The sequence below is a fragment of the Comamonas sp. JNW genome (assembly GCF_003105075.1).
GTDB lineage: Bacteria > Pseudomonadota > Gammaproteobacteria > Burkholderiales > Burkholderiaceae_C > Comamonas > Comamonas squillarum.
Window position 1 is genome coordinate 112,679 of the sequence record NZ_QETI01000002.1, and the last position, 12,671, is coordinate 125,349.

The 12,671-nt window shown below is 64.0% G+C and carries 9 protein-coding genes; 8 read left to right on the forward strand and 1 reads right to left on the reverse strand.

What is annotated here, in order from left to right:
* Positions 1-11: 11 nt before the first annotated feature.
* Positions 12-1,481 carry a glucose-6-phosphate dehydrogenase gene (gene zwf, locus DCO45_RS03630; protein ID WP_116924575.1) on the reverse strand — a complete coding sequence of 490 codons (1,470 nt, stop codon included), beginning with the start codon at positions 1,479-1,481 and terminating at the stop codon, positions 12-14.
* Positions 1,482-1,664: 183 nt separating this feature from the next.
* Between zwf and tal the strand changes: the two genes are divergently transcribed.
* From tal to DCO45_RS03670, 8 genes are all read left to right on the forward strand, one after another.
* Complete coding sequence (gene tal / locus DCO45_RS03635) at positions 1,665-2,612, forward strand: transaldolase (RefSeq protein ID WP_116924891.1); 948 nt, start codon at positions 1,665-1,667, stop codon at positions 2,610-2,612.
* A gap of 53 nt (positions 2,613-2,665) precedes the next feature.
* Positions 2,666-4,273, forward strand: a complete 1,608-nt coding sequence (pgi, locus tag DCO45_RS03640) for a glucose-6-phosphate isomerase (RefSeq protein WP_116924576.1) — start codon at positions 2,666-2,668, stop codon at positions 4,271-4,273.
* A gap of 282 nt (positions 4,274-4,555) precedes the next feature.
* Positions 4,556-5,428: a transporter substrate-binding domain-containing protein gene (locus DCO45_RS03645; protein WP_232539651.1), complete on the forward strand. Its 873-nt coding sequence runs from the start codon at positions 4,556-4,558 to the stop codon at positions 5,426-5,428.
* A 291-nt stretch (positions 5,429-5,719) separates the two neighbouring features.
* Positions 5,720-7,093 carry a VOC family protein gene (locus tag DCO45_RS03650; RefSeq protein WP_116924578.1) on the forward strand — a complete coding sequence of 458 codons (1,374 nt, stop codon included), beginning with the start codon at positions 5,720-5,722 and terminating at the stop codon, positions 7,091-7,093.
* 3 nt (positions 7,094-7,096) lie between these two features.
* On the forward strand, positions 7,097-8,545 hold the full coding sequence (locus tag DCO45_RS03655) for an FAD-binding oxidoreductase (RefSeq protein ID WP_116924579.1): 1,449 nt from the start codon (positions 7,097-7,099) through the stop codon (positions 8,543-8,545).
* 69 nt (positions 8,546-8,614) lie between these two features.
* Positions 8,615-9,823: a PLP-dependent aminotransferase family protein gene (locus DCO45_RS03660; protein WP_116924580.1), complete on the forward strand. Its 1,209-nt coding sequence runs from the start codon at positions 8,615-8,617 to the stop codon at positions 9,821-9,823.
* A 292-nt stretch (positions 9,824-10,115) separates the two neighbouring features.
* Positions 10,116-11,087, forward strand: a complete 972-nt coding sequence (locus DCO45_RS03665) for a tripartite tricarboxylate transporter substrate binding protein (RefSeq protein ID WP_165841114.1) — start codon at positions 10,116-10,118, stop codon at positions 11,085-11,087.
* Positions 11,088-11,174: 87 nt separating this feature from the next.
* Positions 11,175-12,671 (forward strand): D-aminoacylase, encoded by a 1,497-nt coding sequence (locus DCO45_RS03670; RefSeq protein WP_116924582.1) that lies wholly within the window; start codon positions 11,175-11,177, stop codon positions 12,669-12,671.

Here is a 12,671-nt window from a genome sequence, read left to right on the forward strand (position 1 = left end):
GGTAGCGGTGCTCAAAACTCTTCCATCCAGCTGTGGCCGTCGCGTGCCACCAGTGCGCTGGCAGCGCCCGGGCCCCAATGTCCGGCCACATAGGGGCGCGGGCTTTCGCCGCGGGCATTGGCCTGCTGCCAGGTCTCCAGAATCGGCTCCACCCACTGCCAAGCGGCCTCCTGCTCGTCGGCACGCACAAACAGGTTCAGGCGCCCAGCGATCACGTCGAGCAGCAGGCGCTCGTAGGCGCCCACGCGCTCGGTGCCAAAGCGCTGGTCAAAGTCCAGATCCAGCGCGGCGGGCGACAAGGTCTGCACACCGCCGGTATCGGCCTGGCTTTGCGCAGCAGCCATCAGCTGCAGGGTCAGGCCATCCTTGGGCTGCAGGTGGATGGTGAGGCGGTTGGCCGCGCCCAGCGGCGTGCGGTAGATGGCATGGGGCACCTGGCGGAAATGCACTACGATCGAGGCCTCGCGCCCGGCCAGACGCTTGCCGGTGCGGATGAAAAAGGGCACACCGGCCCAGCGCCAGTTGCTGATCTCGGTGCGCAGCGCGACAAAGGTCTCGGTCTGGCTGGTGGGCGAGACGCCTTCTTCCTGGCGGTAGCCCGGCACCGGCTTGCCGGCAATCTGGCCTGCCGCGTACTGGCCGCGCACCACGTCGCGGCTCACTGTCTCCGGTGTCCAGCGCTTGAGTGACTGCAGCACCTTGAGCTTTTCATTGCGGATCGCATCGGCGTCAGCGCTGATGGGTGGCTCCATGCCAATCGCGCACAGCAGCTGCAGCGCATGGTTTTGCACCATGTCGCGCAGCGCGCCGGTACTTTCGTAGAACTCGCCGCGCTTTTCCACGCCCAGCTGCTCGGCCATCGTGATCTCGATGCTGGCGATGTTCTCGCGCCGCCACAATGGCTCAAAGATGGCATTGCCAAAACGCAGCGCCAGCAGGTTCTGGACCGAGGGCTTGCCCAGGTAGTGGTCGATGCGGAAGATCTGCGCCTCGGAAAACACCTCGCGCACCGCTGCGTTGATCGCGCGGTTCGAGGGCAGGTCATGGCCCAGCGGTTTTTCCAGCACCACGCGGGTGCGCTCGGTGGCCAGGCCCGCTGCGCCCAGCTGCTCGCAGACGGTGGTGAACAGCGAGGGAGCGGTGGCCAGGTACATCACCACGGTGTCGGCATCGCGCGCCTGCAGCAGCGCGCGCAGCGCGGCATAGTCGGCCGGTTGCGACAGGTCCATGCGCAGGTAGTGCAGGTGCTGGGCAAAGCGGGCAAATTCCGCGTCGCTGGGTCGCTTGTCGGCCTCGACCTCGGCCAGCCGCTGGGCGATCAGCGCGCGGTACTCGTCGTCACTCATTGCCCCTCGGCCCACGCCGATGATGCGCCCGCCCGCAGGCAGGCTGCCGTGGCGGAAAGATTGAAACAGCGCGGGCAGCAATTTGCGCCAGGCCAGATCGCCGGTGCCGCCAAATAAAACCAGATCAAAACGCATGAAACTTCCTGAACATCAAGGCAGGGATTAATGTAACTCAGTTTCATGTTCGGGGAGAAGACGTAGAATGCATCCACCCCTCAACCGCACATAAGTTCGGTTAAGCTTGAGCGCCCCCCGTGTTGGCTGCAACGCGTAGGGGCAGACAAGCACGGCTAACCGGATATGGACCAAGAGCAGACCATGAACCAACTCGATGCACTCAAAGCGCTGACCACGGTGGTGGCAGATACCGGTGACTTTCACCAGCTGGCGCAGTTCCAGCCGCAAGACGCGACGACCAACCCGTCCCTGATCCTCAAGGCTGTGCAGAAGGCCGAATACGCGCCGCTGCTGACGGAGACCGTGCAAAAGTTCCGCGGCAAGCCGCTCGATGAGGTGATGGACCGCCTGCTGGTGCGCTTTGGCGCCGAGATCCTGTCCATCATCCCGGGCCGTGTGTCGACCGAGGTCGATGCCCGCCTGTCATTCGACACAGACGCGACAGTGGCCCGGGCCCAGCGCATCATCGCGCTGTACGAGGCCGAGGGCGTGCACATCGACCGCGTGCTGATCAAGATCGCCTCCACCTGGGAAGGCATCCAGGCGGCCAAGGCGCTGGAAGCGCAGGGCATCCACACCAACCTGACCTTGCTGTTCGCCCAGTGCCAGGCCATCGCCTGCGGCCAGGCCCAGGTGCAGCTGATCTCGCCGTTTGTCGGCCGTATCTACGACTGGTACAAAAAGCAGGCTGGCAGCAACTGGGACGAAGCTGCGATGGCCGGTGCCAACGACCCGGGTGTGAAATCGGTCAAGGCCATATTCGATTACTACAAGCATTTCGGCATCACGACCGAAGTGATGGGCGCGAGCTTCCGCAATATCGGCCAGGTCACCGCGCTGGCGGGCTGCGATCTGCTGACCATCTCGCCCGAGCTGCTGGCCCAGTTGGCCGCCGCTGACGCACCGCTGCAGCCCGCGCTGAACGCCGAAGCGGCCAAGGCGCTGTCGCTGGAGCATGTGCAGTATGACGAGGCGGGCTTTCGCTTTGCACTGAACGAAGACGCGATGGCCACCGAAAAGCTGGCCGAAGGCATCCGCGCTTTTGTCGCCGATGCCATCAAGCTCGACAAGTTGTTGCAATCGGCCTGATCGGGTGGCTGCCAGCCCGCCTGGCAGCCCCGTGCAGCCATTTACACTGCCCTATGAACCGAGAATGTGCGACACAGCGCAAGCGCTGCGATGAAACCCCCGCGTGGCAAGAACTGCAAAAATACTACGACGCTGAGGGCCGAGGCCAGGACCTGCGCGCGGCCTTTGCCGACGATGCATCCCGACTGGACCAGTTCAGCCAGCAGGCGCCCCATCTGTTTGCCGACCTGTCCAAGAACCTGATCGACCGCCACAGCCAGCAGCTTTTGCTGCAGCTGGCGCGCGACTGTGACCTGGAGAAGGCGCGCGATGCGATGTTTGCTGGGGCAGAGGTCAATGCCTCCGAAGGCCGCGCCGCCATGCACTGGCTGCTGCGCCAGCCCGCCCAGGGCCTGGACAGTTGGCTACCGGGCAGCCCCGCCGAGGTGCATGCGGCGCTGGCCGATGTGCACAGCAGCCTGGCCCAGATGCTGGCGCTGGCCGAGCGGGTGCGTGCCAACCCGCAGATCACCGACATCGTCAACATCGGCATTGGTGGCTCGGACCTGGGCCCGGCCATGGTGGTCAATGCGCTGGAGGACTGGCGCATTGCCGGCAAGCGCTTCCACTTTGTCTCGAATGTGGACGGGCATGAGCTGGGCCATGTGCTGGCGCAGACCCGGCCCGAGAGCACCTTGTTCCTGGTCGCATCCAAGTCTTTCACGACCCTGGAGACCATGGTCAACGCGCATTCGGCGCGCGACTGGTTCATTGCGCAAGGCGGCAGCGAGGACCGCAGCGCCGCGCTGTCGATCTCCAAGCACTTCTGGGCGCTGACCACCAACACCGAGGCGGCCGCTGCCTTTGGCATCGACACCACGCTGGGTTTCTGGGACTGGGTCGGCGGGCGCTATTCGCTGTGGTCGGTGATCGGCCTGCCGATTGCGATTGCGGTGGGGGCCGAGTCCTTCCGTGCGCTGCTGCAGGGCGCGCATGACATGGATGTGCACTTCAAGACCGCGCCGCTGGCGCAGAACCTGCCGGTGCGCCTGGGCCTGCTCGATGTCTGGTACCGCAACTTCCACGGCTTTGCCACGCGCTGCGTAGCGCCCTACAGCCATGGTCTGCGCCGGCTGTCGGCCTATTTGCAGCAGCTGGAGATGGAGAGCAACGGCAAGGGCCGGGATGTAGACAACCAGCCGCTGCCCTATGCAACGTCGCCGGTGGTCTGGGGCGAGCCCGGCACCAATGGCCAGCACGCCTTTTTCCAGATGATCCACCAGGGCCGCGATGTGATCCCGGTGGAGTTCATCGCCGCGCGCGACGGCGGCAAGAACCTGGCCAGCCACCAGAACAACCTGGTGATCAATGCGATTGCGCAGGCGCAGGCGCTGCTGGTGGGGCGCACCGAAGAGCAAGGCCCCAAGTACTGCCCGGGCAACCGCCCCAGCAGCTTCTTGCTGATGGACAAGCTCACCCCCACCTCGCTGGGCGCGCTGATTGCTTTGTACGAGCACCGCGTGTTTGTCAGCGGTGCCCTTTGGGGCATCAACAGCTTTGACCAGTGGGGCGTGGAGCTGGGCAAGCAACTGGCCAAGGACCTGTTTGCGCGCCGCGACCAGGGTGACTGGCAGGGCGTGGATCCCTCGACCGTGGCGCTGGTGAGCCGGCTGGCGCCCTGACGCTGCTCGCCAGGCACTGCCGTGTGGAGATACGGCAGTGCAGCACGGTGTTTCCAAAACAGCAACACATGCTTCTAAATACGCGCTAGGGATTGGCGCGACTCTCTGGAATACTCGGAGGCTGGATGCGCTGGCGCAAAACCGGCGCATCCTTTTTGTTTTAAAGCGCATGTGCAGCGCACCAAGACCAGCGCAATCGCAAAGCTGGTGAGGCATCTTGGCCCGGTGCCGGGATACCCGTTCGTTCATTCCAAGGAGTACACAATGACATTCAGCATCAAGATGGTGGCTGCGGCGGTGGCTTTTGCCGCAGGCGGCGCGGCGTTTGCGCAAAGCACCTTTGACAAGATCAACAGCACTGGCAAGGTGGTGGTGGGCGTGCGCGAGAGCTCGGCCCCGATGGCCTATGCGATTGGCTCCAACCAGACCTTTGGCGGCTACCACGTTGAGCTGTGCGAGCGCGTGCTCAAGGAAATCGCGCCCAAGGCCAAGATCGAATACATGGCGCTGACGGCGCAGAACACGATGCCGCTGGTGCAAAACGGCACCGTGGACATTGGCTGCGGCCCCACCACCAACAACCTGAGCCGCCAAAAGCAAGTGGCTTTTGCCGTGACCACCTATGTGAGCCAGGTGCGCGCAGCCGTCCGTGCCGATTCGAACATCACCAGCGTCAAGCAGCTCGATGGCAAGACGGTGGCGGCCTCGGCCGGTACCACCGCCGTGCAGCTGCTGCGCAAGTTCGCCAAGGACAACAGCATCAACCTGCCCACCACCTTGGGCAAGGACCATTTCGAGAGCTTCATGCTGCTCGAATCAGGCCGCGCTGACGCCTTTGTGCTCGACGACAACCTGCTCGCTGGTGTGATCGCGAACTCGGCCAACCCGGCGGGCTACAAGATCGTCGGCGAGGCGCTGGGGTCGGAGCCCATTGCGCTGCTGTTCCGCAAGGACGATCCGGCCTTCAAGAAGGCCGTGGACGACAGCCTGACCAAGATGATGAAGTCCGGCGAGCTGGCCAAGGTCTATGACAAGTGGTTCATGCAACCCATCCCGCCCAAGGGCCAGGCGCTGAACCTGCCGATGAGCGATACCCTGAAGAAGCTGCTGCAAGAGCCCAACGACAAGCCACTGGAAGCCTACGCGGACCAGTAAGCCGCGCGCTTGCACCCTGCACCCCACCCAGCCCCGGCTGGGTTTTTTTATGCCCGCAGGCCGCGCCTATCAGGCAGCGATGGCTGCGCCAAACATCGCATTTTTTATCGCAGGCACCGGCCTCAGCCATGTTGTGCGTAATTGGAATAATTTGCCGCGCTATTGTCGTTTGACCTGGCACAAGGCTCTGCCTAGCATGACGCGCAGTGTTGTCTTGGTGCCCAGCCGCTTTTTGGCCGGCCGCCAAGGCCCGGTTTTCCCGTTTTATTAGCTATTGATCTGGTACCCACGATGACCCACTTTGTGCACCCCGATGAGGTTCGTTCGCGCTTCTCCCGCGCCATGTCCGATATGTACCGCGACGAAGTGCCGCAATACGGCAACTTGATGGCGCTGGTGGCCCAGGTCAATGCTGAAGTGCTCAAGGCCCAGCCCGCACTGGCCAATGCAATGGCGCAGGCCGACGAGCTGGACCGCCTGGATGTGGAGCGCCATGGCGCCATCCGCGTGGGCACCAAGGAAGAGCTGTCCACCCTGCGCCGCCTGTTTGCCGTGATGGGCATGGAGGCCGTGGGCTACTACGACCTGTCGGTGGCGGGCGTGCCGGTGCACTCCACCGCCTTCCGGCCGGTCTTGGGCAGCTCGCTCAACCGCAACCCGTTTCGCGTGTTCACCTCGCTGCTGCGCCTGGACCTGCTCGCCGATGAAGCGCTGCGCGCGCAAGCCGCGGAGATTCTGGCCCGCCGCCAGATCTTTACCGAACGCGCGCTGGCGCTGATCGCCCAGTGCGAAGCCGCTGGTGGCCTGAGCGATGCAGAGGCCGACGAGTTCGTGCGCGAAGCGCTGGAGACCTTCCGCTGGCACAGCGAGGCGACCGTGGATGCCGCCACCTACGACAAGCTGCACAAGGCGCACCGCCTGGTGGCCGATGTGGTCTGCTTCAAGGGCCCGCACATCAACCACCTGACGCCGCGCACCCTGGATATCGACGCCGCCCAGCTGGGCATGCCCGTCCATGGCATGGATGCCAAGGAGGTGGTCGAAGGCCCACCCCGCCGCGCCTGCGCGATCCTGCTGCGCCAGACCAGCTTCAAGGCGCTGCAGGAGCGCGTGAACTTCCCCGGCAGCGGCGACCAGGGCACGCACACCGCCCGCTTTGGCGAGATCGAGCAGCGCGGCGTGGCCCTGACCCGCAAGGGCCGCGCGCTGTACGACAGCCTGCTGGCCAATGTGCGCAGCATGGGCAATGCCGGCAGCGCCAGCGCCAACTACCAGGACCGCCTGGAGTCATCGTTCGCCGCCTTCCCCGACAGCCATGACGCCATGCGCCAGCAAGGCCTGGCCTTTTACCGCTATGTGCTGCAGCAGCCGGTGGGCGATGCCTCGGCCGATATCGAGACCCTGATTGCCGATGGCGTGGTGCGTGCCGAGCCCATCGTGTACGAAGACTTTCTGCCAGTGAGCGCGGCCGGTATCTTCCAGTCCAACCTGGGCGGCGAAGAGCAAAAGCACTACGAGGCCAACCAGGCCCAGCAGGCCTTCGAGGCCGACCTGGGTGCCCAGGTGCATGACGAGATCGCGCTGTACCAGGCGATGCAGGATGCATCCTTGCAAGCGGTGCGCCAGGCCCTGGCGCAAGCCGACGTGGCAGAAAGCGTGGCCTGAGCGATGGCCGCCTCTGACCTGGACATCCGCGACAACAGCGAACTGCTGAGCGCGCTGCACGCCATCGTGGGCGAAGTAGGGGTGCTGCAAGGCGCCGATATGGCCGCTTATGAAGAAGGCGCGCGCTACGGCCAGGGCCGTGCGCGCCTGGTAGTGCGCCCTGCCGATGTGGCGCAGGTGCAGGCCGTGGTGCGGCTGTGCGCCGAGCGCGGCATTGCGCTGCTGCCCCAAGGCGCGAACACCGGCATGGTGGGCGCCAGCACGCCGGACATGAGCGGCAGCCAGCTGGTGCTGAGCCTCTCGCGCCTGCGCAGCCACTGCGCGGTCGATGTGGCCAACCGCAGCGTGGTCGTCGATGCCGGCGTCACCCTGCAAGAGCTCAATGACCAGCTCGAAGCCCATGGCCTGTGGTTTCCGATCGACCTGGGGGCCAACCCCTCGATCGGCGGCATGGTGGCCACCAACACCGGTGGCACGCGCCTGATTCGCTACGGCGATGTGCGCTCCAACCTGATGGCGCTGCAAGTGGTGCTGATGGACCCGCCCGGCGAGGTGGTGGAGCTGGGCCGCGCGCTGCGCAAGAACAATACCGGCGTGGACTGGAAGCAGCTGTTTGTCGGCGGCTCTGGGGCCGGCGCCATCGTGACGCAGGCCACCCTCCAGGTGCATGCCCGCCCGGCGCAGCGCGCCACGGCGCTGGTGGTTCCGGCCTCGGACGAGGCGGTGATGGAGCTGCTGCAGGCCTTTGAGCGCGACCTGGGCGATTGGCTTGCCGCGTTTGAAGGCATCTCGGGCAACGCGATGCAGGCGGCCATTGACCATGTGCCCAACCTGCGCAACCCCTTTGCGCCCGACGATGCGCCCGAGTTCGCCATCCTGGTCGAGCTGGAGGCCAATGCCGCTGCCAAATACAGCCAGCTGGATCTGCAAGAGGCGCTCAACAGCTTCTTGGAAGACCAGTTCGAGGCGACCATCGTCAACGCAGCCTTGGGCAATGCCACCGAGCTGTGGCACCTGCGCCATAGCATCAGCGAAGGCGCGCGGGCGCTGGGCAAGCCCATTGCGTTTGATGTGTCGGTGCCGCGCTCGCGCATCATGGAGTTCTGCCGCAAAGGCCGCGAACTGGTGGCGCGCGACTACCCCTTCCTCACGGTGGTGGACTTTGGCCATATCGCCGATGGCGGTGTGCACTTCAACGTCATCTGGCGCAAGGATGCCCCCGAACAGTACGACCCGGCCGTGGTGCAGCGCCTGCGTGATGCCATCTATGGCATGGTGGTGCAGGACTTTGCGGGCAGCTACAGCGCCGAGCATGGCGTGGGCCCCCACAACCTGGCCTATTACCAACGCTTTACGCCGCCGCTGCTACAGCAATGGGCCGATGGCTGGCGCGACCGGCTAGACCCCCAGCACCTTTGCGGCACCGTGGATTTGGGCACGGCCAAAAACTAAGACCCTGGCCATGCCTGCGTTGGCAGACATGGCCAACAACAACCAGAGACAACCCAGCGAGACAAGGCCATGTCCTTTTTTCAATTCACTCCCGCATTCGCCAACCCCCAGGGCTCGCCCATCCGCGAGCTGTTTCCCTACCTGAGCCGCCCGGGCATGATCTCGCTGGCGGGTGGCTATCCCTCGCCCAGCCTGTTTGACCAGGAAGGCCTGGCAGCGGCGGCCGCGCAGGCGATGACCACCGGCGCCACCGCGCTGCAGTACGGCGCCACCGAAGGCTCGCCCGCGCTGCGCGAGCAGCTGGCAGCCCAGTGCCAGGCCCGGGGCATCCGCTGCACAGCGGCTGACATGCTGGTGACTACCGGCTCGCAACAGGGCTTTGACCTGCTGCTGCGCGTGCTGATTCAGCCCGGCGATGCCGTCTGCGTGGAGACCCCGGCTTACCCCGCCACCCTTGCGGCGCTGCGCCAGGCGGGCGCCAGGATGCTGAGCACGCCGGTCGACGGCGATGGCCTGGATGTCGAAGCGCTGGCCGCCATGCTGGCTGCGCTGCCGGTGGCCGAGCGCCCCAAGCTGCTCTACACCGTGCCCAACTTCTCCAACCCCTGCGGCACCTTGCTGACACAACAGCGCCGCGAGCGCCTGGTGCAGCTGGCGCTGCAGTATGGCTTTGTCGTGGTCGAGGACGATCCTTACGGCGAGCTGGCCTTCACCGACGCCCGCCCAGCCCCCGTCTATGCCGCAGCCCAGCAGCAAGTGGGCGAGGCTGAGAACCCGGTGGTCTACCTGTCGAGCCTGTCCAAGACCGTGGCCCCCGGCCTGCGCGTGGGCTGGATGGTGGCCGACCCGGCCGTGCTGCGCCGCTGCACGGTGGCCAAGCAGACCAATGACCTCTGCACCTCGCCGCTGGCGCAAGCCGTGGCCGCCAGCTACCTGCAGTCGGGCCGCTATGGCCAGGCCGTCGCCAAGGCCTGCGCTGAATACCAGCGCCGCATGCTGGCCTTGACCCAGGGCCTGAAGGCGCGCCTGGGTGACCTGGTGCAGTTTGTGCAGCCCGCTGGCGGCATGTTTGTCTGGTTGACGTTTGATGCCCGCATCGATCCGCAAAAGCTGTTTGATGCCGCCGTCGCCGCCAACGTGATCTTTGTGCCGGGCAAAGCCTTTTATGCCGACAACGCCCATCTGCATTCGATGCGCCTGTCATTTGCCGCGCCCGATGTGGCGCAGATTGAGCAGGCGGTCGATAGGCTGGCAGAAGCATTTGATAAAGCCGGCTAATCGCTAGGCAAGCCATAGCACCCGAGCCCGTTGGCATCGAAGCTGACGGGCTTTCTTATTGACGTTTTGTGCTTGGCGCTGAGGCTGTCAGCCATGCGTTCTTGCATTCCGCAGATGTTGCTTTGGTATGTTGCTGTTAATTCAGGAGATTTTGGCAAGAATGCCGAGCAGAATGGCACTGTCTTGGACGCTATGCCGTGCAGGACTCAAGGCTCAACCGGGGGCGTGTGAGGGATCGGTCGGCATACCAGCCTGTTCTTTCGCCTGTACTCCGATCTTCTGGAGAAACGCCATGGCTGCTGCACTGTTTTCACGTCGTTCGCTGATGGTCGCTGCGGGCTTGCTGGCTTATAGCGCGCACGCGGCCTACCCTGATAAACCCATCAAGATCATTGTGCCCAGCGTGGCTGGCAGCAGCCCCGATGTATTGGTTCGCTTGGTCGGCAATGCGCTGTCGCTGCAGTTGGGCAAGCCGGTGGTGATCGAGAACAAGGGTGGGGCGGGGGGCAATATCGGCATGCAGGCGCTCGCCAACGCGGCGCCCGATGGTTACACGCTTGGCTACGGCAACAATGCGACGTTGACAACCAATGAGTTTCTGTTCAGCAGGCTGCCCTATGACCCGCGCAGCCTGGTGCCGGTTGGGGGCATTGCCACGACCAGCAGTTTCTTGCTGGTCAACAACCTGGTGCCCGCCACATCGGTGACGGAACTGGTGACCTATATCAACAGCTCGGATGCGCCGGTGCATTATGGGTCCGGCGGCATTGGTACCACCAGCCATCTGGGCGCGGAGTGGTTCAAAACCAAGATGGGGCTGCAATCGGCAGTGCACGTCCCGTACAAGGGCTCACCTCAGGCACTGAACGATTTGGTCGGTGGCACTTTGCAGTTTTACTTTGAAAACATCGTTACCGCTGCGCCGCAGCTGCAAGCGGGCAAAGTACGCGCGTTAGCCGTGACAAGCGCCGAGCGCTCCCCCCAGTATCCAGACATACCGACTATGCAGGAAGCGGGTGTCCAGGGATTTGTAATGAACGCATGGGGAGGGTTGCTGGTACCACCGGGCACACCGCAGAAGGTGCTGACGCGGCTGAACACGGCATTGAACCAAGTGCTCCAGATGCCCGAGATCAGGGCGCAGCTGGAAAAGATGGCCTACATCCCGCTGGCGGGGGCTCCTGAGGATTTCGGGGCGCTGGCCGACTCAGAGCGTGCGCAATGGGGGGCCGTGGTGAAAGCAAGTGGTGCCAAGGTGGAATGAGGTCGCGCCTGTCTACTGCATTCCGTTGGTGCAGGGAATCCATCCATCCTCTTTGGGCGAGCAAGCATCTTTGGGCGAGCAAGCAAGATGAAGACGCAGGCATTTGATGTGGTAATCCGAGGCGGTGTGGTCATCGACGGCAGTAACTGCCCCCGCTACAGAGCCGATGTAGGCATTCGAGGCACGATGATTGCCGCCATGGGTGACCTGTCCTCAGCCACCGCCCATCGGGTTATCGACGCCAACGGCAAGATAGTGGCACCCGGCTTTATTGATGCGCACTCGCATGACGACCAGGCGCTGCTGCTGCAGCCGCAGATGGAGTGCAAGCTCTCACAAGGGGTGACGGCAGTGGTGACCGGCAACTGCGGTATTAGCGCTGCGCCGCTCTACCCGGATTCGCCGATGCCCGCGCCGCTGAACCTGCTCAGCGATGCTGCCATGCGGTTCACGACCTTTCAAGCCTATGTGCAGACGCTGCGCACATCACCGCCTGCGGTGCATGTGATTCCGCTGGTGGGCCATACCAACCTGCGGGTGTTGGCAATGGCAGACCTGAACCGGGCGGCCACTGCGGAAGAAATTGTTCAAATGCGGGCATTGCTGCGTGAGGCGCTGGTGGCTGGAGCAGTGGGGCTGTCATCGGGCACCTATTACCCGCCCGCTGCAGCTGCGACCATGCAAGAGGTGTGCGATGTAGCCCAACCCTTGGCCGAATTTGGCGCGCTGTATGTGAGTCATATGCGTGACGAGGCTGTGCACAGCCAGCAGTCGATTGATGAGACCTTGCAGATTGGACAGCACGCGCAGGCCGCCGTCGTCATTTCGCACCACAAGCTGCAGGGTCAGGCCAACTGGGGGAATTCGGCGCAGACATTGCCGCAGATCGAAGCGGCCATGCACTGCCAGTGCGTGGCACTTGATTGCTATCCCTACCACGCCAGCTCCACCATGCTGCACCTGCAGGAAGAGCGCTTGTCCGGCAAGATCGTGATAGCCGACAGCGGACCTCATCCCGAACTGCAAGGCAAGGAGCTGGGCGACATCGCCAGGGACTGGCAGGTGTCTCGCGCCGAAGCCTCCAACCGCCTGCAACCGGCCAGCGCCATTTATTTCAACATGGATGAGGGTGATGTGCAGCGCATTTTGCAGTTTGCTCCCACCATGATTGGCTCAGATGGCGTGCCCTCCAACGAGCGACCGCACCCGCGCCTGTGGGGTACCTTCCCCCGCGTGCTGGGGCACTACAGCCGTGATCTGGGCCTGTTCCCGCTGGAGACCGCCGTCTGGAAAATGACGGGCCTCACTGCCCAGGTCTTTGGTATCGAAAAGCGAGGTGTGTTGGTCGAAGGCCATTACGCAGACCTGTGCGTGTTTGATCCCCAGGCCGTGCGTGATACCGCTACCTATGACGATCCGAAACAGCCCGCTGTCGGCATCGACTGTGTCATTGTCAATGGCGCCATCGCCTACGAGCAGGGTGCTTACCAAGGAAGTCGGACGGGCACCGTGTTGCGGCGCACGTTGCCTGCCAAGACAAGCCCAGGCTTGCAGATACTGGCTGAGCCAGGGAGCCGCCTGTAA

Bases quoted from the DNA above. Each gene is read 5' to 3' on its own strand.
- zwf (WP_116924575.1), bottom strand. From the start codon at position 1,481: ATGCGTTTTGATCTGGTTTTATTTGGCGGCACCGGCGATCTGGCCTGG.
- tal (WP_116924891.1), top strand. From the start codon at position 1,665: ATGAACCAACTCGATGCACTCAAAGCGCTGACCACGGTGGTGGCAGAT.
- pgi (WP_116924576.1), top strand. From the start codon at position 2,666: ATGAACCGAGAATGTGCGACACAGCGCAAGCGCTGCGATGAAACCCCC.
- DCO45_RS03645 (WP_232539651.1), top strand. From the start codon at position 4,556: ATGGTGGCTGCGGCGGTGGCTTTTGCCGCAGGCGGCGCGGCGTTTGCG.
- DCO45_RS03650 (WP_116924578.1), top strand. From the start codon at position 5,720: ATGACCCACTTTGTGCACCCCGATGAGGTTCGTTCGCGCTTCTCCCGC.
- DCO45_RS03655 (WP_116924579.1), top strand. From the start codon at position 7,097: ATGGCCGCCTCTGACCTGGACATCCGCGACAACAGCGAACTGCTGAGC.
- DCO45_RS03660 (WP_116924580.1), top strand. From the start codon at position 8,615: ATGTCCTTTTTTCAATTCACTCCCGCATTCGCCAACCCCCAGGGCTCG.
- DCO45_RS03665 (WP_165841114.1), top strand. From the start codon at position 10,116: ATGGCTGCTGCACTGTTTTCACGTCGTTCGCTGATGGTCGCTGCGGGC.
- DCO45_RS03670 (WP_116924582.1), top strand. From the start codon at position 11,175: ATGAAGACGCAGGCATTTGATGTGGTAATCCGAGGCGGTGTGGTCATC.